Source organism: Porphyromonas endodontalis, assembly GCF_052173515.1.
GTDB classification, from domain to species: domain Bacteria; phylum Bacteroidota; class Bacteroidia; order Bacteroidales; family Porphyromonadaceae; genus Porphyromonas; species Porphyromonas endodontalis_A.
In genome coordinates, this window is sequence record NZ_JBQMYL010000007.1 from 1 (window position 1) to 24189 (window position 24189).

The 24189-nt window shown below is 47.5% G+C and carries 19 protein-coding genes and 2 tRNA genes; all 21 read right to left on the reverse strand.

Translation table 11 applies throughout. From position 1 onward, the window contains the following. On the reverse strand, positions 1-337 hold a 337-nt coding region (locus ACTTHR_RS04605; protein WP_442605349.1), incomplete at its 3' end, for a GTP-binding protein. A gap of 88 nt (positions 338-425) precedes the next feature. Next, positions 426-497 (reverse strand) — tRNA-Thr (locus ACTTHR_RS04610). Positions 498-540: 43 nt separating this feature from the next. Further along, positions 541-623: transfer RNA gene (locus ACTTHR_RS04615), tRNA-Tyr, on the reverse strand. Between the two features lie 190 nt (positions 624-813). Beyond that, positions 814-2034 carry an ABC transporter permease gene (locus ACTTHR_RS04620; protein WP_442605350.1) on the reverse strand — a complete coding sequence of 407 codons (1221 nt, stop codon included), beginning with the start codon at positions 2032-2034 and terminating at the stop codon, positions 814-816. Continuing rightward, positions 2031-2678, reverse strand: a complete 648-nt coding sequence (locus ACTTHR_RS04625) for an ATP-binding cassette domain-containing protein (RefSeq protein ID WP_304284822.1) — start codon at positions 2676-2678, stop codon at positions 2031-2033. The genes ACTTHR_RS04620 and ACTTHR_RS04625 overlap by 4 nt, the downstream gene beginning before the upstream one ends. Positions 2679-2683: 5 nt before the next feature. Continuing rightward, entirely contained in the window at positions 2684-4249 is a 1566-nt protein-coding gene (locus ACTTHR_RS04630) for a hypothetical protein (protein ID WP_442605351.1), read from the reverse strand. Positions 4250-4499: 250 nt separating this feature from the next. Beyond that, positions 4500-5969 carry an Mfa1 fimbrilin C-terminal domain-containing protein gene (locus ACTTHR_RS04635; RefSeq protein ID WP_442605352.1) on the reverse strand — a complete coding sequence of 490 codons (1470 nt, stop codon included), beginning with the start codon at positions 5967-5969 and terminating at the stop codon, positions 4500-4502. Positions 5970-6448: 479 nt separating this feature from the next. Then, positions 6449-7645 (reverse strand): ribosome hibernation-promoting factor, HPF/YfiA family, encoded by a 1197-nt coding sequence (gene hpf, locus ACTTHR_RS04640; protein WP_442605353.1) that lies wholly within the window; start codon positions 7643-7645, stop codon positions 6449-6451. 247 nt (positions 7646-7892) lie between these two features. After that, positions 7893-8087 carry a 30S ribosomal protein S21 gene (gene rpsU / locus ACTTHR_RS04645; protein WP_004333564.1) on the reverse strand — a complete coding sequence of 65 codons (195 nt, stop codon included), beginning with the start codon at positions 8085-8087 and terminating at the stop codon, positions 7893-7895. A gap of 193 nt (positions 8088-8280) precedes the next feature. Continuing rightward, entirely contained in the window at positions 8281-9579 is a 1299-nt protein-coding gene (locus ACTTHR_RS04650) for an NCS2 family permease (protein WP_314941955.1), read from the reverse strand. Between the two features lie 209 nt (positions 9580-9788). After that, positions 9789-10463 carry a hypothetical protein gene (locus tag ACTTHR_RS04655; RefSeq protein ID WP_442605354.1) on the reverse strand — a complete coding sequence of 225 codons (675 nt, stop codon included), beginning with the start codon at positions 10461-10463 and terminating at the stop codon, positions 9789-9791. A gap of 633 nt (positions 10464-11096) precedes the next feature. Then, positions 11097-12695, reverse strand: a complete 1599-nt coding sequence (locus ACTTHR_RS04660) for a T9SS type A sorting domain-containing protein (protein ID WP_442605355.1) — start codon at positions 12693-12695, stop codon at positions 11097-11099. A gap of 27 nt (positions 12696-12722) precedes the next feature. Next, positions 12723-13271: a pyruvoyl-dependent arginine decarboxylase gene (locus ACTTHR_RS04665; RefSeq protein ID WP_004333776.1), complete on the reverse strand. Its 549-nt coding sequence runs from the start codon at positions 13269-13271 to the stop codon at positions 12723-12725. A gap of 70 nt (positions 13272-13341) precedes the next feature. Continuing rightward, positions 13342-14658: a LysM peptidoglycan-binding domain-containing protein gene (locus ACTTHR_RS04670; RefSeq protein WP_442605356.1), complete on the reverse strand. Its 1317-nt coding sequence runs from the start codon at positions 14656-14658 to the stop codon at positions 13342-13344. A 2-nt stretch (positions 14659-14660) separates the two neighbouring features. Next, on the reverse strand, positions 14661-15971 hold the full coding sequence (rimO, locus tag ACTTHR_RS04675) for a 30S ribosomal protein S12 methylthiotransferase RimO (protein ID WP_442605357.1): 1311 nt from the start codon (positions 15969-15971) through the stop codon (positions 14661-14663). Next, complete coding sequence (ftsY, locus tag ACTTHR_RS04680) at positions 15968-16921, reverse strand: signal recognition particle-docking protein FtsY (RefSeq protein ID WP_276775191.1); 954 nt, start codon at positions 16919-16921, stop codon at positions 15968-15970. The genes rimO and ftsY overlap by 4 nt, the downstream gene beginning before the upstream one ends. A 40-nt stretch (positions 16922-16961) precedes the next feature. After that, entirely contained in the window at positions 16962-18077 is a 1116-nt protein-coding gene (nspC, locus tag ACTTHR_RS04685; protein ID WP_314940114.1) for a carboxynorspermidine decarboxylase, read from the reverse strand. A gap of 331 nt (positions 18078-18408) precedes the next feature. Beyond that, on the reverse strand, positions 18409-19311 hold the full coding sequence (locus ACTTHR_RS04690) for a hypothetical protein (RefSeq protein WP_442605358.1): 903 nt from the start codon (positions 19309-19311) through the stop codon (positions 18409-18411). A gap of 14 nt (positions 19312-19325) precedes the next feature. After that, positions 19326-20273 carry a hypothetical protein gene (locus tag ACTTHR_RS04695; RefSeq protein WP_442605359.1) on the reverse strand — a complete coding sequence of 316 codons (948 nt, stop codon included), beginning with the start codon at positions 20271-20273 and terminating at the stop codon, positions 19326-19328. 24 nt (positions 20274-20297) lie between these two features. Beyond that, positions 20298-21299, reverse strand: a complete 1002-nt coding sequence (locus tag ACTTHR_RS04700) for a hypothetical protein (RefSeq protein ID WP_442605360.1) — start codon at positions 21297-21299, stop codon at positions 20298-20300. Between the two features lie 5 nt (positions 21300-21304). After that, positions 21305-24184, reverse strand: a complete 2880-nt coding sequence (locus ACTTHR_RS04705) for a T9SS type A sorting domain-containing protein (protein ID WP_442605361.1) — start codon at positions 24182-24184, stop codon at positions 21305-21307. Positions 24185-24189: the final 5 nt, after the last annotated feature.

The window sequence follows — 24189 nt, forward strand, 5'->3', positions numbered from 1 at the left end:
TAGGACCATCAGTAGCAGCAACTACGATGATAGCACCGTCCATCTGAGCAGCACCCGTTACCATGTTCTTAACGTAGTCGGCGTGACCCGGGCAGTCTACGTGTGCATAGTGACGATTAGCTGTTTCGTACTCAACGTGTGAAGTATTAATGGTAATACCACGTTCCTTTTCTTCAGGAGCATTGTCAATTGAATCAAACGAACGAGCCTCCGAGAGACCTGCATCAGCAAGCACCTTCGTAATAGCTGCCGTAAGAGTAGTCTTACCGTGGTCTACGTGACCAATAGTACCGATGTTTACATGCGGTTTCGTTCTGTTGAAATGTTCTTTTGCCATAGCAATTTATATTCTTATTGATCTTACTTTGGAGATTGCGCACCCTCTCACTTGAGCAACACAACGATCTCTTTGCCCTACTCCAGAGAGCCGGTGCCGGGACTTGAACCCGGGACCTCTTCCTTACCAAGGAAGTGCTCTACCGCTGAGCTACACAGGCATCTTATAGTCGTAATGAGACTTATATTTACACTCTTCAAGAGTGGGCAGTGATGGATTCGAACCACCGAAGGCGTAAGCCAGCTGAGTTACAGTCAGCCCCATTTGGCCACTCTGGTAACTGCCCCTCCGTCTATAGCGCATCATCCCTTATCTACTATCACTCCTCTGAGTGGGAAGGACGATCCGCATTCTCTTGTAAACACACCAATCCACAGGAGGGCATTCAAGAATCGAGGACAAAGGTACACACAAAATCAGAAATCACCAAACTTCTAGCGAAAAAAACTTCTCTGCAGATTTCGATTCTGAGAAACTCATAGGTACCTAAGGCGCCTCATGAAGCGTCTGATGGCAATGATATTCCCCACAGAGATAAGAAGAATGATGATTAAACCTAGACCGAGAGATGAGAATATACTGCTGGGAGTTGCAAGTCCATCTAACCTCGGGAGGTATAGACATCGCACCCAAAAGAGTACCCCTGTGGCAAGGACGTAAACCGCAAGATTCACCAAAGAAACAAGCCTCTCATAGGGGAGAGCGACCTCAAAAGGAGAGTACCCCAATAGGAGCAAAATACGCAGCTTCTCTGTATTCTTCTGCAGGAGCAAATGGATACTCAAAGTGAGGATAAAAAACGACAACGTGGAGATGAGAAGCCCCACAGCGAGCACAATAACGAGACTAATGGTTAGGAGGTAGTTTGCTTTGTTCCTATTCATTTTATCTCCTGCCACCTCATAATTATGTGCATTGAGGTATTGCTCCACCTTTGCATCCCCGGGCTGAGAGACCTCTAGGATTATTCGGCTTACTTCGTTTACAGAAGAGTATGTCCCCAACTGCCTACTACTCCACTCCATAAAGCTCTCCGGCACTATTATTGTGTTGATGCGACTAGAAAAACCGACAATGTGTCCCGTAACGCTCAAGCTCTGCCCCTCACTCCCTGTCAGATAAAATTGAATCGGGATTAACCCCACCATTCCTTCGCTAACACGTGGCAAGCCTTGCGATGAGGCAAACCCAAAGTTGTAGAGAGCTAGATAATCTTTCGGGATGATAACCGGCACCTCTTGAGGCTGAACCGGATCGAAATGCCAAGCTGCCCCCTCTACATCGAGGAACTCCTCGGGCATGGATTCGAAAAACATTTGTGTCTCCAAGCCTCCCTGCCCCGGCTGAGCAACAACAGCTGTCACATTGTACCTAGAGGAGGAGAAGGTACCCAACTTACGCACCCAGGGCTGGGATGAGAGCTGCACTATCTCCTTGGATGCAAACACCCCGGTCTTGCTATTCCCCCTCGAGAAAAGGCCGCCTACGGCATCTAATCCCCCCACCTTTTTGGTGAGCACCAGATAATCCTTATTGATAAAGCTATCTTCGCTAGAGAAAACAGTGCGTACATCAGCATAGAATTGCAGCCCTATCATCACGATACATAGCCCTATCACATTAGCAAGAGCAAAGCCGATCAATTGTCCTGCACTTACGTTTTTACGCAAGAGCTTCCCTAATAGATTGCGGTTCATAGCTTGAGTGTATGCGTATAATCGAGGAGTAAGGGGTTACCAACAGAGGTGGATATAATAGCCGCACCCTGCTTCTTCGCCTCGTCCCGAACAAGCTCTGCAACGATCCTATTATTCTCCTCATCTAAGTGGCTCACAGGCTCATCCATCAGATAGAATTGGCATGCTTGGCAAAGTAGGCGTATGATGGCCACACGCTGCTGCTGCCCCACGGACAACTTACTTACAGGGCTATTCCATTTGTCTTTAAGCCCAAGGGTATCGAAAAGTCGAGCTATTTCCTCTTTGGACTTGTAATGGGTAAGTCGGTTTTTGAGGAATACATTGTCCGCCGCCGAGAGCTCCGGGAACAACGCCAAATCTTGGGGTAAATAGGCAATTTCTTCCCTTCTTATCCTGCACCAATCTTTCACGGTAAGGGAGTTTATATCCCTTCCATCAAAGAGAATCGAGCCCTTATAGTCGCGTCGGTAACCACAGATATAGGCACACAGCGACGACTTGCCGGCTCCGCTCTCTGCCGACACAAGATAGGAGACACCCTGCTTTAGGTCTAGCCCCGACTGAAGCCATACCTCCGACCGGAGTGGCGGCTCTGCCGAGAAGACACAAGGCAGGGTATCTTGTAAGGTAATTGTTTGCACTCTACTTATGATTGAAACATCCGCTTTACGAACCCTTCTAGGATATTATCCCCCTCGGCAGCATCATTGCGGAAGACGATAGTAGATTCGTGCGGAGAAGACATATGCACCATTAGGTACCCATCTAAGCTATACTCTGTAAATTGTTTTACAAGCGTGCTTAGAGAAGATTGGGAAGACAAATCAACGAATAGCCCCCCATAACTCCCCACAAAAGAGGCAATATACTTGTTCTCAAGAGCACTTTCTTTGGGTTGAATAAAAGGTGCATTTCGGTAGTACACATAGTTATTTAGAGCCCCATAGTAAGCACCATTGTCACTATTAAAGAAGTCTTCATCTAAGTGATACACTCCATTACTTTGCGAACTCTTCTCCTTAGTCATTTGGCACAAGAGGGTATCCAGATGCAGGAGAAGTTCGGCGCTATTCTTGCTCTGAGCGAGCAACATGTACTCAGGGGCAGAATCCCAATCCATAATTGAGCTTGGCAACTTTACACCTGCGGCTATTTCTCCCCCAAGGCGGCAAATAACCTGCTTCGCCAAGAGAGCCTCAGACTCCGATGCACTTGTAAGAGCCAATGCCTGGCACACTGCGTCTAAGGCTTTCTCTCCAAAAGACGAAACAGCAATAAGTGCGACATCCTTTGGGAAGTTGGCAAGAAGTTCCTTTGTCACCTTAACGTCACTCACAAAAGGACTGGTGTAGGGCTTCCCCTCCGGATCATAAAGTTTGATTTCGCTCCTGATCTCTTTTTTCTCAAAAGAGAGGGTGGCAATCACACGCATATCCTTTTGCTCTTTGAGCATGGGGAGCGCTTTCTCAAGATCCATGGTCTCAGGGGACTCTTCCTCAATGGCTTCTACCTCATCTTGCTCTACCCCCTCTTTAGAGAGTTCTTTCAAATCTTCTTCCCAGTCCCGCCAATCGATATCTTCGTCAGCTGCATAGTTGTGGTTAAAGTTCAGACCGCGAAGCTCGTTCAGATTAGTAAGGAGAGCATAATTCATATACATACCGGCATCCTTAGCATAGATATCGCTGATGTGCGGTATGGTATTAGCATTCTTCTCGGGCTTTATTTCTACATATTTCTTGACTGCCTCAAGAGGAGCCAAACCCATGTCATTCGAAAAAATCCAAACCTGTTTTTTATTACTTACTACGGTACAATTCTTATTAGAGGCAATCCAGTATCCTTCTTTCTCTTCACGCTTCCCGTCCAAGTCCAACTGAGAATAAGCCTCGCTAAACTGCTTAAAGTCTTTTACGAAAAAGGTGAAGGTAAGATTCTTTTCCGGAGTGATAAAGAAGAACAGATCGTGCAACTTTACAGACTTAACCAGATCCTTCAAAAGAATAAAGTTCTCATCTTCGGCAGCATCTTTCGGGATATACTTTTCAAAATTCCCCTTTTTGATCAAATCTGCTCCGTTGCAATAGCCCACAAATAGGCTCTCTTGAGGGATCGTCTCGAGTAATTTCTTAGCACCCTTGGGGCTACAAGAGGCAAGAAGTCCTACCACTAGCAACGTTGCCACAAGCCAAGTGTAACGAATTGTCTTCATCTCTATATCGTCTTTTAGTTTAAACTCCCAACCCATTATTGGCTGGCTCTTTCGGCAACAAAGGTATGTATATAATGGCATTTAGATGGACACTCCTCCCCATCCACCCACTAGACGAAAAACCACAGTCTGCTCTCCTTGAGTACTTTAAAGCTGATTTCCTAGGAGTTTTAGGCGAAGAACGAAAACAAAACAGCCCTAAACCTAGAAAGATTTAGGGCCGCACCGGATCGATGATTAGGGAGAGATTTTACTCCAAATCAGCCTCGGCCGTATGCGAAGACAGATCCTTAACCGTGAGAGTAAAGGAGAGGGAGGACTTTTCGGCAATACGCTCTGAGGTCAGTTTGTCGGGGAAAAGGTTACTTCCATACCCCAGAATTGTATTCAGATGGATGGCATATTCATTATTGCGCACTACTCCGTAACGCCCGAAGGAGTTCCACAAAGGCGCTTCTGTTTGCCCGAAATGGCGAATCGGGAGGAAGTAATAATTGTAGGACCGGTGATAGAATTGTATCTCATTAATGGTAAAGGAGGCTTTGCGAGCCGTGATCAAACCTTTCTTTTCCGAGTCTTTTAAACCCTGCTTCAAAGCCTCTAAAAATCCAGAAGGCATTCCATCTACTGGGTTATTATAGGCATCTACGTTTTTCAGCACCTCTTGCACAAGAGCAGAAAATGCGCTCTCCTTCATCACTCCTCCCTTATAACGGATCCACCCCTCGCCTGGGGCTAGCCCGTCTTTCAAGGCCTTTGGTACCACCTTTGCCCTTACAACAATATGAGGAACAAGGGAAACAAGATACTGATTAGGCGGGCAAGTCGTCTCCTTTACATATAGCTTCTTGTCGGATAGATCCGCACTATTGCGCTCCTTCCCTACGGGAGCATAAAACAATACCGGATTAGGGGCTACGCGATATTTCCCGATAAACTCAGTGGTCAGAGAGCCGGGAGCCTGATCCCTTAAAGCCTCATAACCGGGGCTATAAGCATAGTCTTGGGCAAGAGGCTGCTCCTCTCCCTCTAGTTTGGTCCGGCGGATTAAGTCAAACTCTTGAGAGAAATATATCGTACGAAAGCCGATTTCCTCATCCAGCAAGAGGACCTCACCATTTGCCACATGGGGTGTGCCGTAAGCGAAAACTCGAGCGAGCATCGGCTCCACCTCTAGCTGACAAGCCGTTTTCCCGCCAAGCCCCTCTATTGTTTCACTGAACTGGTCCTCTGAAACATGGCAGGGATCTGAGCTCACGGGAGACATGACAACGCTATGAACTTTACTCCCATCCACATCTGCCAGATAGGAAATATCGCCCTTGATAGCCTCCCGAAAATCTTTGAGTTGCGTATAGCCCTGTAACCTCTTTTCCAGCGCTTCTGTAGTATTGACAAAGGAGAGTATATAACATTCTTTACGTACAAGTTTGATCGGTGTGGGAGTAGCCATATTTCCCTCCACCCTCTTAATTCCGATCATTTTGCTCTCGGGACTATTCCCATCGAAGATGTAAAGAGAAAGGCGATAAACCTGACGGATAGGATCTTCACTCCCGTCGCGCAATACCCCTTGAGGGCAATCTAAGGAGAAAGAGAGGTAGGCGGAGTCTGCATCTGAGGGTGTAGTGCCTCCCTTATTGGGAGACGAAGTGTGGCAAGCCAACAACAATCCTCCCATCAAAAGAGCTCCAAATAAAAATTTTGCTGTGATTTTCATAAATACGATGTATTATATATTTGTGTGCAAAGTTACATCTATTTGCGACTAAAACAACCTAGACTAAATATCTTGATATAGGTACTTACCCCTATAAACACCTTATTTTCAGATACTATCTTCGGCTACAACTCCCTATAGGTTGCCTGACCAGACAAGACTCTCTCCGGAAGTACATTGTAATCCCCCGCTTGATTTTAAAGCTTGATCCAAAGAAATAGAGAGAAGACTCTCCTTCTTCTTTAGAAAATGGAATATAAAAAAGGAGGGCTTACTCTCTATGAAAGTAAATACCCTCCTATGGTATCGGGGCAAAAGCCATCTCAATCTATGTCACAAATATCTTGAATCCTCAATATCAGAAGGGGGAAGAAAGTCTCAAAGACAGCCTCCAGATTTTCCCTCTCCGGTGCAACACCACCTCGTCCCTCAATAGAGACATCGGGAGGATGCACCTCGACTAAGACTGAGAGCTATACTTAATGCTGATCCTTTATCTTTTCGATTTGACGTTTAAGAGCATCTACAGCCAAATCCACAGCCTCCTCAAAACTAGAAGCCTGCTTCTCTGCAAAAAGGTCGGGACCGGGTACTTCCAAACGAATCGAAGCCTCCTTATTCTTATCTTCGCCTCCCTTGGCAACCTTTAGCACCACCTCAGCTTTAACTACACCTCCATAGAGACGATCCAAACGATCGAGCTTCTTTTGTACAAACTCTTCTAATGCCGTAGTAGCGGTAAAATGTACTGATTGAATCCTAACTTCCATAATAGACTTCTTCTTTGATGCTCGTGGATGAGCGTTATACATCTGTTGCAACTCTGCTAGCGAAGTGTGTGTATATAGTACCGTTGTAGCCACGCTTTTATGCCCCAAAAGCTCCTTTACCGCCATTAGCTGCGCTCCATTGTTGAGCATAGCCGTGGCAAATGTATGCCTTAATACGTGAGGACCTCGACGTGCCAAACCTGGGATAGATTGCAACCGCTCGTGTACAATCTGATACACTACCTCTCCGCTAAGAGGTTGGTTACCCAAAGAAACAAAAAAAATCTGAGATAAGCCTACCTTTTGGTGCTTGAGTGCAAGATATTCTGAGATACGAGCGGCAAGACGATCTCCGAAGGGGATTATTCGCTCCTTCCGCCCCTTACCAAAAACGCGCAGCACCCTCGAAGACAAATCAACGCCCCCCTCCGAAAGCCCTACCAATTCACTTCTACGCATGCCCGTCTCGTAGAACATCTCTAGGATCAATTGATTCCGTAGAGCGACAAAATCGTCTTTGTCTACCTCTTGCGCATAAAGCAAGTTACGAATCTCTTGCTCCGAGAGCACCGCAGGCAACGGACTCTCTCCTCGAGGGCCACGCACGAGGCGAGCAGGACTCTGCTCTAACAGTCCGATCTTTACAAGGTACCGATAGTAACTCTTGAGGGAACTTAACTTGCGATGCACGGAACTTCTCTTCCGCCCCTGCTCTATTAGAGACGACAAGAAGCCTCGAATCAGGTCTCTATCCCCGTCGCTGGGTACAAACTCCTCACCCAGCACCTCCTCCACATACCGTACATACTGTTGCAAATCCAACTCGTATGCCGCAACTGTATGCTCCGACTGATTTCGTTCGTAGCGGAGGTAGCTAAGGAAACGTTCTATACTCAAATGAGGCATAAGCTCCTAAAAAAGAAACGTTGCTCCCCACACAAAAGAGGGAAGCAACGCTAAGTCACATACTAAAAAAGAGAGGCGAGGCAATTAAGTTTTAGCTCAACATGGCATCTTACAACTCGCCCTAGAGCTAAAGGTCAAAAGGCTCTGCCACCAAGAATCCCATTCAAGAAAGGATCGGAAGCATTCCTTCCCTCTCTTCCTCCAAGCTCTTAAGAGATAAGAGCCGGTAGTTCTTTGGAGCCTATGTTTATTGCTCTTCTGCCTGACGAAGTGCCTGCACGTAGATGGCTTTTTCCATCTTCTTGCGCTTCACTTCGGAGGGCTTAATGAAAGCCTGACGTCTTCTTAGCTCACGAACTGAACCAGTCTTGTCAAACTTCTTCTTGTAACGCTTCAACGCGCGCTCGATGTTATCACCCTCTTTGATTGGAACTATAATCATAGTCTACAATATTACTTTTATACTTCTATCTTATGTTGTTATTCTACTATCCTAAGTGCATAAGGGGTAGCGTCTTCTCAGGAGCCCCTCTCCATACACGCGACTGCAAAGGTAGATATAATTCCACAACCGACAAACATTTGCAGCCTATTTTATTAAGAAGAGAGGCCTCTTCCTCGTTTTTTACAGGCTTTTACTGGAATATATAGCGCAGGAGAAGCAGCACTGTAACAATAGCAAGCGTGAGGGAAATCTGACGCCATTGACCACTCAATAGCTTCACAAGGGTATAGCAAATCATCCCCAAAGCCATCCCCTCTGCGATGTTGTAGGTAAGCACCATCGTTATCATCGTAATGAATGCAGGTAGAGCTTCCGACACGTCTGTAAGATCAATCTTGGGTACAGCATCCAACATAAATACTCCTACCATAACCAAGGCTCCTGTGGTAGCCGCACTGGGCACTAATAAAAAGAGAGGAGCAAAAAAGAGAGCCAAGATGAAAAGAGCTGCCGTAGTAAAGGAAGTAAGCCCCGTGCGACCACCCTCTGCGATCCCCGATGCACTCTCCACAAAAGTTGTAACCGTGGAGGTGCCCAATACAGCGCCCACGCTCGTAGCAAGAGCATCGGCCATCATTGCCTGCTTGATGTGACGCACATTCCCCTTCTCATCCATCATCTCCGTTTTGGCAGCAGCCCCGATGAGGGTTCCCACCGTATTGAATATATCCATAAAGACAAGGGCAAAGATGGTGAGCGCCATGTCCATATTAAGGAGCGAACTGAAGTCAAATTTTAGGAAGGTAGGATCCAACGACTTGGGCATAGAGACCGGAATAAAACCATCAGGCAACTGAGTAACCCCCATAGGGATGCCTATAAGGGTGCAGATCAAGATTCCGTAAAAGAGGGCTCCACGCACCTTGAGGGCAATAAGTACACCACTTATCACAATCCCGATGCACGCTAAAATGGCGGTAGGAGTAAACTGCCCAAGGGTGACAAATGTAGCTTCGTTGGAGACGATTATACCTGCATTTTTCAGCCCGATAAAGGCAATAAACATACCAATCCCCGAAGAAATGGCATAGCGAAGATTGAGCGGGATACACTTTACAATCTGCTCTCGGATATTAAATGCCGTGAGAATGATAAAGATAATCCCCTCTACAAATACGGCAGCAAGGGCTGTTTCCCAACTATACCCCATCCCTTTTACGAGCGTAAAGGCAAAGAATGCATTGATACCCATGCTCGGAGCTTGGGCAAAAGGCAGCTTAGCAAGGAAAGCAATCAGGATAGTACCAATGGCAGAAGCAAGTGCCGTAGCTGTAAATACAGCCCCTTGATCCATCCCCGCTTGACTTAAAATGTCGGGGTTTACCGCCAAAATGTAACTCATCGTAAGGAAGGTGGTAAAACCAGCCATTAGCTCAGTACGACGATTGTGCCGAGAGGGGTCGAAACCCAATAACTTGTAGAAATTCATCAATCCGTAGGTTTACAAAGTCTATTTACGGCTGCAAAAGTACAAAGTTCTGCCCAGCACAGAAGCTTTTTTCGCCCAATTTTTCCTCCAAAACCAGGCAAGGAGGGCGCATATTTTACCCTAAATAAAAAATGGGGAGGGCAAAGATAGTGCCCTCCCCGCGTAAGATTAAAATTAGAGAATTGCCTTAGAGTAAAGTACGACTAGTACTAGAAAGTAACAGAAGCCGCAACACCTAGAGAAGTAATATGCTGAGGATTGACAGCAAAACCGGTGAAGGAGGAGTTGCGAAATAGGTAACTATAATCAATATAAGCCTTCACTCCCAAAGCGGCTCCTGAGGACAAAATATAATCATACTTGACAGCTTCTTGTAGGCCAATGCCCCACTTACTATTTGTAAAGGGAGTGACCGATCCCACACCAAAGGCAAAATTTGCAAGAACGGCTCCTGCATTCTGAACCCAAGAGACACGGTGGTTCCCCATCTTGTGCATACAGAGTTTCGTAGTCAATCCCCCATAAAAGCCTGAAAGCGAGGAGAGACTTGAGGGGTCATTTTCTGCCTTACGAGTATATTCCGAGAGGGCAACATACAAGCCCAACCAGTCTCCTCCCTCTTTTGCAAAGTGAGGAAAGAGCGAATACTGCACTCGAAACCCATCCAGCTGAGTATGCAATGCCGCAGTACGCCCAAGGCGATAGTCCGAATACAAAATTCCCCGTTCATAAGAGACGTCTACTACAGAGGTAAGCCATTTTGAGAGACCGCCACGCTGATCCTTCCCCTTCGTGCCTGCTGCATCTTGAGCAAAAAGGGTCGTAGCACTGAGCAAAAACACCCATGCAAATGCAATACAAAAAGCTCTACTTTTCATCTTCATTTCTCACTAAAGTCTAGGCCGTCACAGGCCGGACAACAAAACTAATTTCTAATAACAATCAAGCGAACGCCCTCGAATGGGTAGCTTTTCTGGATGAATATCTCCCCGATCTGAGCACGACGGACTAAAGTTAGAATTAAAAATTGGACTGACAAAAATTACAAATCCACAAAGTGACAAAATAGAGAGCATACAGCACAATGGAGAGATATATTTCTCCTAGTCTAAATCCCAAATAACTCCGCCAAATCCACCCAAATAGGCAAGGCTAATCCAATAGGAGGGCAAGGGAATTATTTTTCAAACCCTTCTCCTTTTCTGTGGTTACCCTCCTAGGAATAAAACCTCTACTTTCGCCCTTAAAGAGGGCAAGGAGAGTCAAAAAGAAAGAAATCTAGATATTTTTCTTACCAAACGCTTGTACATGTCAAATTTTATCGTACATTTGCACCGTGGTTTATTCATAATAGTATTGGATTTAGGTTTAACAAGACGAAAGAACCCCGCTGGGAAGCAGGGTTCTTTTTTTATGTAAAGTTGGAAGAGGAAGGCCCTAAATCTCCTAAGAGACAAAGCAATAGAATAGCAAAGGGATTCTCGGGAATCCCTCCAAAAGCAGGAAAGACTCTTTCCCTATCTCTCTATAATAAAGGGGAATACACCCTCATCTACACGCAAAAAGTAGCTCCCAATAGGTAGGTGAGATAGGGGCAACTTTAGCCTCCCCGATGCTCCCGTCAGCTCTTTTTGTACGCACTCTCCTGATGCATTATAGAGGTATAACCAAGTATTTGGAGATAGATTCTCTACCAAAAGATACTCTCCGGCGGGATTCGGATAGAGAGCAACAGAATGTTGCGGAGTAGGCTCTAGAGCCATAGGAGAGCCCTCAAAATCTTCTGTAATCTCCCTTCCTTGGGCATCTACACCGGTCACGACACGCACTTCCCATCCTGCAGTACGCGCCTTGTCAACTAGGGCTTTAGGACAAACATTATACTCCGGCACTTCTGCCCGAGTAGTAAAAGGAGTAAAAACTCTCGGGGACTGCTCAGGGCTGCTCTTAACCAAACGCTCAACAAGTTGCTCCATGCGCTCCAAAGACAATCTATTGCCATAGCAAGAGAGCTTCTGTAGATTCGCTCTATCACTCAAGAGGATAGCGGATAGCTGATTGCGGTCGCACTGTAATTCTTTGAGCCAAAGGGACGTCAGATCAAGCTCCGTTAGTGCATTGCGTCCACAGCGCAAAACCTCCAGGTTTTCGCAACGATTAACACTAAGATGGGTCAATTGGTTGTTGCTACAGTCGACCCTATTGATATAGGTAAAGCGGCTTAAATCGAGAGAAGAAATGCCCAGTCCAAAGCAATAAAGCGAGCGCAATCGCCCATGGGGTAGCTTGTTTTCGTCAAAATCGCGAAGGGGATTATCCCCAATGGAGAGGTGTAGTAAAGAGCGAAGAGGGCGAAGATCTCCCATAGATTTCAGCTTATTCCCATGGATGTAGAGCATCTCTAATTTGGGGAACTTGCTGCAATCAAACTCCTCTAGCCCCAAGCGATCGCACGTAAGTTGGAGCAAGGGCAGAGAGCTATAGGCGTAGAGATTGAAGTCTTGGTCAAAGGGATTCCCCCCTATCCCCAGGGCTGCGACTTTAGGATTTGCCGAGAGATCCAACTTCTTTAGCTTCAGATCCGAAGCCGAGAGCGAAGTGAGATTGGGCAGTCTCGATAAGTCTAACTCGGCTATGGGATTGGCGTCACAGAAGAGATAGGTAAGGCTGGTGTTCTTAGAAACATCAAGGGAGGTAATGTCATTGCCCGCACAGTTGAGCGTAAGAAGACGAGGCGCCTCCTGTAGATCAAGAGCCGCTACCTTAGGGGTATTCTCGCCCTTCGCTCTGTATGGGATGAAGAATTCTCGCAGAGAACCCACTAGAGAAAAAGACGTAGTGCCCGAGGGTAACTCCAACGAAACGGCTTGCTTACGATTCTTTTTCTCTCCTAACGTAAGTCTGCCCGAGGTGGGGGACTCAAGGGAGACTTGGTCTCCTTCGGAGATAGAAAAGTAAACTTTTTGATTCCCCTCTAGGGGCTGAGGGGATAGCGTTACGACGATTCGATCCGTAGCTCGTAAGGCCGAAGTTTGCCCCCAAAGGGGGAGTAAAAAAACAAAAGATAGTGCGCAAAGCAAGGCAAAGCGCACTACCCAAGCGTAGCATTTGTTCATTATTTGTTTGTGGAGTAAGGGTAAGGATTAGCTCTCTAGCATGGGAGATGAGGGCTGAACGAAGTCTACAAAACAGAGAGAGGCAAGCGCCGTTCCATACCGTTTGGTAATGGTAATACCCTCCGTGAGGAAGGTAAGCTCGCCGAGGTAGTACTGGCTGTAGGTTTTCTGATGCAGGTCGTTAATCACGCGGATAAGACGAGACTCAAGTTCCTCAATGCGGTAGCGTCCGTTTACTTCACATACAAGACCTCCCACTTTCTCATCAAAGTTTTCGTCTTTGTACATCCAAGCGTAGACAATTCCTGCCGATACAAACTCATCTTGATAGCCATGCGAAACGGACATAATCGTCTTCATTTCTGAGCCAAAGGGGGGCATATCCACTTCGTCCATAGTAGCAAGGCGAGCCGTTGCTGGTAGCACGGACGAATACGTCATGATATTATAGTCGGAGATACCGGCATCGTAGAGAGCCATATGGTAGCTACCGGCGTGGAGTTCGAGATCACTCTCTCCGCTCCCCTTGGTCACAAAAAAGGTGTTGGGGATGATGTTTCCAAAGATATTGCTCATTCTTCTTTTTCTTCTTCTCAGGGTTACTTACAATCTTTCTGGGTGCAAATGTACAACTTTTTCTAGGCTCTTAGCGACGACTACGCACTGCGGTAATGAGACTATCGGCTCGCGCCAGGGCTTCGGGGTCTTGGGCATCTATGTTATACTCCTCCGGGCGAGGTACTCTCAGCGTTGTACCGATGGGTACATTATCGGGATTGGAGATTTTCGCTTCATTAGCAAGATAGATATAAATCCAAAACTTCTTATTACCATAATGCTCTCGGGCATAATCGGCTAGGCGATCCCCCTTTTTGATCGTAATGTAGACCTCCTCAACAGCCTCGGGGGCTGGGGCAACTACCACCGAATCTGTGGGGGTAGGATCTGTACGATGAGGGGCGGCAGCCGTTTTTTCTCGACTGGGTTTAGACGAGGAGCGGAAAAGAAACCTCGCTCCCACAAAGTAGCCCCCTACAAGGAGTAGGCACAACAAGGGGAGAACAATCCAAAGCCATACCTTACGTTGCGAGTGGGGATGGCGAGGGATAGGAGGGGTAGGCTCCTCGGATGCACAGCACGCCTCCTCTTCTTCCTTAGGCGAAGGCTCCATAAACTTCTCTTCCGGGAGAGAGGGCAGCTCCGGGGGAAAGGTAGGCAAGGGGGATAGCTCTACCACCTCTTCTTGCTGAGGCAAAAGATCCCCTTCGGGCAAAAGAGGCTCCTCGTTCTCCGCCTCAGGGGCGACCTCCTCTATCTCTAGAAGGCTAGGAGATGGAGAGGATTCCTCAACCTCTTCGGCTGGGAAAGCTTGGCACACTGAGTAGACCGGAATTTTTGTCAGCTCCTCTTCCTGTTCAATAGCACGCTGAGGTAGATCGTCGAAAGCCCTGTCTTGGGGCAACGCAATGGGAGAAAAGGCGTCAAAAGGCTTATTGATACTCTGGAGGAGTCGCTCAGAGGGCGTAAATGTAAAAGCCAGCTCCTCTTGAGCCACGCCCTCAAATAGTCCAATTCCTTCCCAAAGGAAAGCATTGCCACTGTGCAAATGGTGCAACATCTGCTCGGTGAGAGCTTGATAAAAAGCATGTACACTCTTGGGGGATAGAGGGGAAGACTCTTGTAGTATCTCCTCGAGGTCGTCGGGGGCAGCACTTGAGGCTAAACCGGTCTCAAGGTGCAATCGGGGAGGAACGAGAAGCCGACTCCCAGAAGGCAAAAGAGCAACGTACTCCATTTCTTTACGCACGTGCCACGCCACGACCCCCGCTACAGAAACGGGAATGGCGGATGCAAGCCGATCCGAAACTATGCGCCCCAGAAGGCTCCACAGCTCTTCGCAACTCTCGTATTGCAACTCCGATCGCTCGGCAAGTTGACTAATCCATTGTAGGGTCTCTATCATAACTATCGGGACAATGGGGCTTGCGCCAATAAATCAAAGCCATCTACTCCTACGATAGGTAGGGGGTAATAATGCCCAACACGGAGAGAATGAGCCTGCTCTACAGGGATAAGCACCTCGGGATCCACCTCAGGAGAATCGTATTGCGTGCGCCCCACGACAAACTCCTCCTCCCTGCGATCAATAAGCACCTCCTGAGTAGTCCCTACCAAGCTACGGCTATACGCCTCGGCAATAGGCTCCTGCAGTGTCATAAGTTGCTCCAGACGCTCCATTTTCACCTCCTCGGGTATCTCGTCTTGATAGTGCTTATAAGCATACGTCCCAACCTCGTGACTATAGGCAAAGGCACCCATGCGCTCAAACTGCCTGCGCTCTATAAACTCGCATAGGGCTCGAAAGTCTTGCTCCGTCTCCCCGGGATGCCCCACGATCAATGTGGTACGCAGCGCAATCCCCGGCACTTCTTTACGAATCTCATCAAGGAGCCGCTCTGTCTCGAGCTGGGTGATATTACGACGCATCTTTTGGAGCATATTGTCGGTTGCATGCTGCAGCGCAATATCCAAGTACTTACAGATATTATCTCGTTCCCTCATTATGGGGAGAATCTCTCGGGGGAACTGTGTAGGATAGGCATAGTGCAAACGAAGGCGACGCACCCCCGGGAGATCCGAAAGTCGCTCCAAAAGGGGAGCCAACAGCACCTTTCCTCCAAGATCCCGGCCGTACGAAGTAAGGTCTTGTGCGATCAATTGAAATTCGCTACAGCCCTCGTCTACAAGCGTTTTTACTTCATCTACAAGAGACTCTATGGTACGCGATTTTTGCCGCCCCGTGATAAGAGGGATAGCGCAGTAGGAGCAACCCCTATCACACCCCTCCGAAATCTTCACATAGGCGTAGTGTTTGGGGGTGGTTAGGAGGCGTGCCGTATCTGTCTCGGGGGCGAAGGAAGGACCTAGGTCGGCCACTAGATTTTTCCAATCGAACTTGCCGTAGAGAGCATCGATCTCGGGGATTTCGGCTTTAAGGTCACCACGGAATCGCTCACTCAAGCAACCCATTACAATCAATTTGCCAATGCGCCCCTCTTCTTTAGCACGCACAAAAGCGAGTATCGTATTGATAGATTCCTCCTGAGCCGCACCAATAAAGCCGCAGGTATTGATCACGACAATCTCCCCCGTTATGCGCTTGGGATCATGGCGAACCGAGTAGCCTGCCGCCGCAAAACGCCGCATCAAGAGCTCCGAATCCACAAGATTTTTGGAGCAACCGAGCGTAATTACGTTTACCTCGTTTCTTCTCATTCGCCAAAGAGCGAAGCTACAAACTCGTGCTTACGGAAGACCTGGAGGTCTTCGATTTTTTCCCCTAAGCCAATATACTTTACGGGGATATTGAACTGATCAGAAATCCCAATCACCACTCCACCCTTAGCCGTGCCATCGAGTTTGGTTACGGCAAGAGCATTCACCTCGGTAGCGGCGGTAAACTGGCGAGCTTGCTCAAAAGCATTCTGCCCCGTAGAGCCATCAAGCACCAACAATACCTCCTGAGGGGCATCGGGTACTACCTTCTGCATCACACGTTTTATCTTGGTAAGCTCATTCATCAGCCCCACTTTGTTGTGGAGGCGACCGGCTGTATCAATCAACACAACGTCGGCATCTTGTGCCACGGCACTAGCCACCGTATCATAGGCAACGCTGGCAGGGTCTGCCCCCATTTTCTGTTTGATCATGGGTACATCCACACGCTCTGCCCAGACGCTCAATTGGTCAATAGCCGCAGCGCGGAAGGTGTCGGCAGCACCAATTACCACCTTATGACCCGCTGCTTTGAACTGGTACGCGAGCTTGCCGATTGTCGTGGTTTTGCCTACGCCATTGACCCCTACCACCATTATTACATAGGGTTTACTCTCTGCCGGCAGCACAAAGCTATCTCCGTCTATGGTACCGCTCTCGGTAAGTAGAGCCTCTATCTCGCTACGCAAGATGCCGTTAAGCTCGGCGGTAGACACATACTTATCGCGAGCCACTCGCTCCTCTATACGCTTGATAATCTTGAGGGTGGTATCTACCCCAACATCGCTGGAGATGAGCACATCTTCGAGGTTGTCGAGTACTTCGTCATCAACCTTGCTCTTACCGGCAAGTGCACGAGATATCTTACCAAGTACCGAGTCTTTGGTCTTCTCAAGCCCTGTATCAAGTGTCTCTTTTTTCTTCTTAGAAAAGATTCCGAATAATCCCATATCTATCTAAATTTCTCTCTACTAAAACTATCCTCCGGCGTCAATCCATTCGCTCTTTGTAGTCCTGATAGTCGAAGCGACGTAGCAGCACCTCCTCACCATTAGCCTTTTGTAACACGAGGTCGGGATGCGCTACTCCATTAAACATATGGGTCTTAACCGTAGTATAATGGATCATATCCTCAAAGATAAGAGTATCTCCCACCTCCAAAGGCTTATCGAAACTCCAGTCTCCCAAGAAGTCGCCACTTAGGCAACTATTCCCCCCGAGTCGATAGGTAGGTAGCCCCTCCACAGGATCGTGGTGCGCACCTCGTATCACGGGTTTGTAGGGCATTTCCAAGCAATCCGGCATATGGCAAGTAAACGAAACATCGAGAATTGCCGTTTTAATACCGTCGTGCTCTACAATATCCAGCACGTGACTTTCTAAGAAACCGGTCTGCCAAGCAAATGCCGACCCCGGCTCCATGATAAGTTGTAGATGGGGGTGACGCTGACGGAATGCTTTGAGTACGGCAATCAGATGAGGTACGTTGTACTCTTTGTGGGTCATAAGATGACCACCGCCTAGGTTAAGCCAACGCGCTTCTGAGAGGGGCGAGGCAAAACGTTGCTCTATAATGGAGAGCAGTTTCTCTAGCTGGAAGCTATTCCCCTCGCACAAAACATGTACATGCAACCCCTCTATTCCCTCGGGGAGATGCAAGCCCAACTCCTCGGGCGAGAGCCCAAAACGCGAGCCGGGTAGAGCCGGATTATAGAGATCTGTCTCCACAGGCGAGTAACCGGGATTGATACGTAAGCCGTAAGAGACCTCCGAAGAAGGGGTATAGAATGCTCGGTACTGACTGAGGGAATTGAAAGTTATATGGCTACAACAACGCGTCCATTCTGCCCAATCTTGCGCCCGATAAGCCGGTGAGAAAGCATGTGCCTTACGCTCCAAGCCCTCATACCCCAGACGAGCTTCCCAGGGAGAACTGGCAGTACTACCAAAGCCGTATTCCCGAAAGATAGGGAAGAGCTTCCATAGAGCGAAGGCCTTAAAAGCGACAATAATCTCTACTTTGGCCTCGTCCGCTACCTTGCGAATAAGGCTCAAATTACGCCGAAGGAGCGGCTCCTCAACTACATAACGCGGATATACTTCCATGCTACAAAGATAGCTACTAATCTGCGACTAGCACCCTACGCCCCAGTGGATATACCGGAAACTCCCCTCAACAGGAGCGCGGCATCTCCGTTAGCAAAGGAGCACACACAGGCCTAGTTCCTCCTTCTTTCTCGCCAAATTCCGGCACGAAACCACCCTGTAATAGATCGAATTCTGCCCTATATTTCTCTCCTTTTCACTCGGCTTCCTTGTGCGTAACAGACTACAAAAAGCCCCCTTCGCCTCTAGAGGTAAAGGGGGCAGGCAATCCATAACTTTTGCGGCTTAGATATGCGCAAAAGAACATTCTTCGTTAGAGAAATCTCAGAATTTAATCATGAGTTTCTCCCTCATTTCTCAATCGAGTGAGACGTGCATTCATCGTTACATCCCCGTCATTTACTGGATCATAAGCAATCTTAGCACCAGCCTTTTGGAGAGCTCCATCTCCTCTCTTGAGCACAACGCGTACCCTATCTCCTTTTTTGAACTGATGGGTGACAACCGGGAAAACAAGGGTTTGTGACCAAATTTGCACCCCATCTTCAAAAGGAAGAGAAGAAGAGGCTATTGTAGACCAAGCTCCATTAGTTAGCTTTTTCTGAAGAAGGGCTACCACAGAAGTAGCCTTATCAGCATTGGACTTGAAATTAAAGCTCCCGGTAAACTCGTAGTAAGCCTCGGTAAGGATCTCTACCTCTTCAAAAGAATTACCATTCGGTATCACTTTTACATCCTTCTCATTATTCAGATAGACCTCATTAGTATTCCACCTTACCGTCATCCCTTTTGAGGCATTATTGAAGTCCACGAGGTCTTGATTGAGAATCTCGAACCTCCGCTTAGAAGCAAGTACAAAGTGAATCGGTTTCTTTAGCCGGCGTATCTCTGTTAGATTAGAAAAAGGCACCCACTCTTGTCCCGTCCAAACATAGACAAGGTTAGCTTGTACTTGCAGATCCCCAGTCCCGGCAGTCTGCGTATTGTACACCATCATTGCCTTCTTAGGAGAAGGTATCGTCTGGGCATCCCGTTTCCCCGTAAGAGCAACCTTGGGCAGTAAAAATCCCTTTTTCTTCCCATCGGGGAGATGCGAGACATCAAGGTCTAATGCAGACGAATGGGGAGTACGTGTCCCTACACCAACGGCACGATCCTCTTGCTGAGCATGGGCTGGGATTACCAGTAAGCTCAAACTCAAGGAAAGAAGGCTATAGTATAATTTATATCTCATCACTAAACAATTGACTAAGAGAGTTTCTGAATCTTGATCACCTTGGAGGTATTAGCCCCCCCCGAAGGGTTTATATTGGCAACCCAATCCGAGTTATTTACTCCGCCTGCACGGCCAGGTCTAGCTCCTTTCGTCCGCTTAACAACAGCACGGATTTTATCCCCTTTAGCAAACTTTACCACCATAGGGGAGATCACCATATGACGGCTATTTAAGACCGTATTGTTACCCCAAGCAGAGACACAGCGCGCAATGTTTTTCCATGCTCCTCCCGCCTGAGCAGACTTCCGTTGGATGATAAACTCTAGATTAGTACTTGCATTAAGGTTACTCATAGTGGGATTATAGCCAATGATCCCGGATATTTCATAGTCACCGGCATTTAGAATCTCGAAAGTATCTTCGGCATCATGAAACCGAACATTATTCCCCGTATTAAGAGTGATATTATCAACGATCTCGACTACATTATTATCCTTCTTAACCTCAGACTTCTCTTCATAAGTCAGGGGGACCTCATCATTCTCGTAGTATAAAGAGGGACGATGGTTTTTCGAAGCCACGTTCTGATAGTCGCCTTGCAAGATAAAAAAGACTTGGGGCAGGAGCTCGCGGATCACAATGTCTATATTGGTCATATCAAGCCACTTTGTCCCATCCCAAAAGTAGAACATATCGTGCTCAACTTGATTAACCCCAGTACCGCGATCTTCCAGGTTATAGACAACCAAGCCTACGGCAGGGTTGGGAATGGTTGTACGGTCAGTCTTACTCGTAAGTTGCACGCGAGGGAGCAACATCCCCTTCTTCCCATTAGCAGGGAGAGCAGAGACATCCACATCCAAGGCGGCAGAAGCATCAGGAGCTTTGGTAAAAACACCTACGGACTGGGCAAAACCTCGCCCTGAGAATGGAAGCATCATCAAAAGCGACGCAACCCAAAAGGGTCTACTTCTTTTCATACGCATATTTCTATCTCTCTTCTCTTAAAGATTAAAGTCTAACAAGAGAGCCCGAAAGCCCCTTGCAACGGGATGATTCGAATCAGGTCCTGTATAGGGGTTATACTTCCCGGCACCCTGACTACTACTCTTATAGGGAGACTGTATCACAAGACGTATCTTATCCCCTTTAAAGAGGCGAACAGAAACCGAATTGATCGTCGCTGTCTTCACAAAACCACCGGCATCGTATCCCCAAGCAGCACGCACCACTACGAGGTCTTTCCAAACATTACCTTCTTGTCTCTGAATCTTCAGATTAAGAAATGCCCTCTTCGCATAAGATACCCCAGGTTTCCCTGGTACATTTCCTTTTTCCTCTGTAGAGCGAGGATTGTAGTGAACAAAGGCACTCATGTCATAAGTTCCTGTCACATTGACCTGAAAATTCTCGTTGCTTAACTTGGTAAATATATCTCCTCTATTAAGCACAGGAGTTTCTACAAACTTGAGAGGAAGGTCAGGTCCATTTACGGGAGAATTGCTCCAAGAAGGATTCAATTGCTCAGTTGTAAACTCCTGCTTAGTCTTACCCTCAATATAAAACTCTCGAGGGATAACGGCTTCGTATACAAGAGGGGTGTACACCATACGCTCCCAGCGATCTCCCAACCAATAGTAATAGTTATCGGTATAGACGTGCCCTTGGCTAAAGTTGTATGTATCCTTGGTATTGTACACAAGCATTGCCTTTGCCTTATCTTCCGTACCCGTAGCGATGGGTACAGTGGTCTTATCCTTTTGGTTTTTAAGCTCCAGACGAGGAGGAAGGAAGCCCTTCTTCGTAGAGCTTCCCGGGGTATCGGCTTTTACCTCCATTATGGCAGAAGGGTCTACGGTAGAAGTCCCGGTATTGATCCCCACACTATTGGTATTTTGTGCAAAGAGAGAGAAGGCTAGAGACTGAAGCAATAGGATAACCGACAGCCTCGCCACTCCCCTTGAGGTGAAATTAAAAATCGTATTCTGACTCATGTTATGTTCCATCAAGATTAGGGTAACAACACTTTTGCAATTGTAGAAGTCTGGTTATTAACCACCTTCACCACATAGGTTCCGGGGAGAGGCAAAGAGTATTCCTTTCCCGAACGGGCAGGAACCTCAGCCTGTAGCACCAAGGCTCCTGTAGCATCGAAGACAAGCACCTTAGAGTCGAGAGCCGTAGCATTGTCTACCAACACTCTCGTATCCCCTAGCCCTACTACACGAATAGGCTCGGTGGCAGGAGAGAGGCTATCTTCCCCCTCAGTTACAAGATCGAAACGATGCTTATCTAGAGACCTAGTAGTAACAAAGGTGTACGAACTGGTCTGCCCCACGGGGGTAAGCGTACCCGTCACACGGTCTCTAAGACATAGCGAAGGATAACGCCTCTGTAGCTCGGGGCTAACGCGGAACGAAAGCGTATAAGCTCCATCTTTGGGTGCCTCAAATCCGATTGGCAAGCCCTCTATCTGTGCTGAGGTTGCTACCTGCAGAGGCCCCTCCGACGAGATCACATAGAGCTGCGGATGGTCTCCGACCAAGATCTTGCTACCATCCCATCCATTATCGAATCCGGCTGTCGTACCCTCCTTGCGGAATACGAACAAGCGGTCTGCACCCTCATTAGATGCTACATCTATATGTAAGAACTCTCTCACGTCCTCTTCGTCTCCGGCTCTAAGCGCCTCAGAAGCCTTCTCTTTTACAATTCCGGAGTAGGGCATGAAGAGGGAAGCCTTTGCCGTTCCCTTATTGCAGATCATAAAGCCTTGTAGGGAGGGGATCTCACGAGGTAGCCCCCCAGTTCCGGCAAGATTCTTCGGAACAGAAAGGTAAGTTCCTACCAGCGTTGAGCTCTCGTCTTGATTGTGTGCAAGCCACTCTATACGGCTTCCCGTATTGTATAGGAAGACCGTCTGCTCTAGCCCCGTGCCAAACTCCATTGAAGGGATGGCATACGATGCGGTATAACTATTGGCAAACGAATTGAATGCGCCATACAAGACGCCTGTTGCCTTAGCCGCTACCTCTAGATTATTGGGAGCCTCAAGATTGAGTTTCCCTCTAAAGATATAGGTTGCCGGTACCGGCTGCGTCACTTCATAGCCATGGAAGGGAGTCAAGATATCTGTAGGCCGGGTAGCCACCCACTTCTCGTCGTACTCATCGTTTTTACTTTGGTTATACTTACGCACGATGGCAGATGAGGGGAAAGCTTTCTCGACAGATCCTCCCATTATGGGCGTACCAAAGTATTGCCATTTGGCGTGCTGCTTATCAAAGTTCCCGTCGTAGCCCTTAGTGTAAAACTCTACGGTTACAAACAAATCTTTATTCTTCGCAGGAGCATCGAAAAATAATGCTCCATTTGGTTTTTCGGGGATGGACTTCAACAAAAATCTGTAGGCAGGATCGGCAGTGCCATAGGAAGAAGTAGTTGCCTTATCTACCTCCACCTTATCTTTTACGCGCAAAGAAGAACCTGCGCTAACAACAACTCCCTTACCCGATTCGCTCTTATTTATAAGATTAGTGACAACTCGATCTTCTCCCGGAGCCACATGTAAATTCCGTAGGGCGGGGTTACCATTGTTATTAACCTTGGTAGCGAACTCCACTTCTTCGACCTTTGCGCCATCCGATTTCAGCGTCTTAGGCACATAGTTCCCGGTCCAGTTTTCGGCCTTAGACCACGTATTATCAGTACCACCATACCACAGGTTGTACTTTAGAGATAGGGTATTACTTCTATAGATAGGCTCGCTATTGTTGTATTTATCGGCAATGCGAGTGTACAACTCTTCAGAGTCAGAATGCCCATGGCGTGTCTTGATATGCTCATCACCGGTAGCTGTAAAAGCCCCTGTAAGACGCTCAAAACTATCGAAGTGGGGGAAGGCTTCTGTACTCATTGCAACAAACAAATTCCCCCTCACATTACGAAGGAAACGAGTCTTCCCATTCACCACCTCATAGTCCACATCTTCTTGGAGACGTGTGTACCTATCGGTTGCAGCATTATCTTCCACATACCAAGTATACTTCGTCGTCTTTTGAGAAGTAGCGACCCCCTTTGCACGAAACTCAGGGGAGAGGTCGATCCAATCTTTCCCCACAGTAAGCTCCCTTTGTGGTAGCACATAGCGCTCTTGCAAGTCGTAGTGATAGGCACTTGTAGGAGTGCCGTTGGGGAGAGCCGGAAGCGTTGAAATCTTGAATTTATTCACCCTCAAGTCTATATTGCTATAGACGTTCTGGGGGAGAGTGAGAGGACCTGTAAATAGGTTCTTACTCAAATCCAAATCTGTAAGAAGGCTTAGGCCATTCAAATCCAGAGTAGACAAGAGGTTAGAAGAGGCATTGAGCTTCACCAACTTCGTGTTCAGCTTCACATCCAACGTCTTGTAGTAGTTGTTCGGAACGGATAGGGTTTTAAGCTCTCTATTCGTCTTAAAATCACTCCCTTCGCTGCCCTGCTTCCCCAATAGATTTTTATCCAAATGGAGGTGTTGCAGGATAGATGCTGCGCTGGTTACCGCCTTTGTGATAGACTGATCTACCGCCTTTACCGTCCAAAGTCCATTCTCCCCGGTAATCTTAACAACCCTATCAGAAGGCACTTTCACAACAAAAGTCTCTTCCTGTACAAGGTTTATCATCTGTCGATTTCCATTCCCATTCCAGTCTATAAAGACAATGGGGTACTGTGGACGTCCCGTTGTCATATCGGGAGCCAACGTGAAGGAAAAGTCCTGACCTCCAGCCTTAGTCGTCGTAAACTCTACTAACTGGGTCGTGTTGTGAAAGTTGGGATAAGGGGCACCCTGTGCCCTTACCTCAGTCACAAACAATACCAAGCTTAATAGGAGTAGTATATATTTCTTCATAGAAG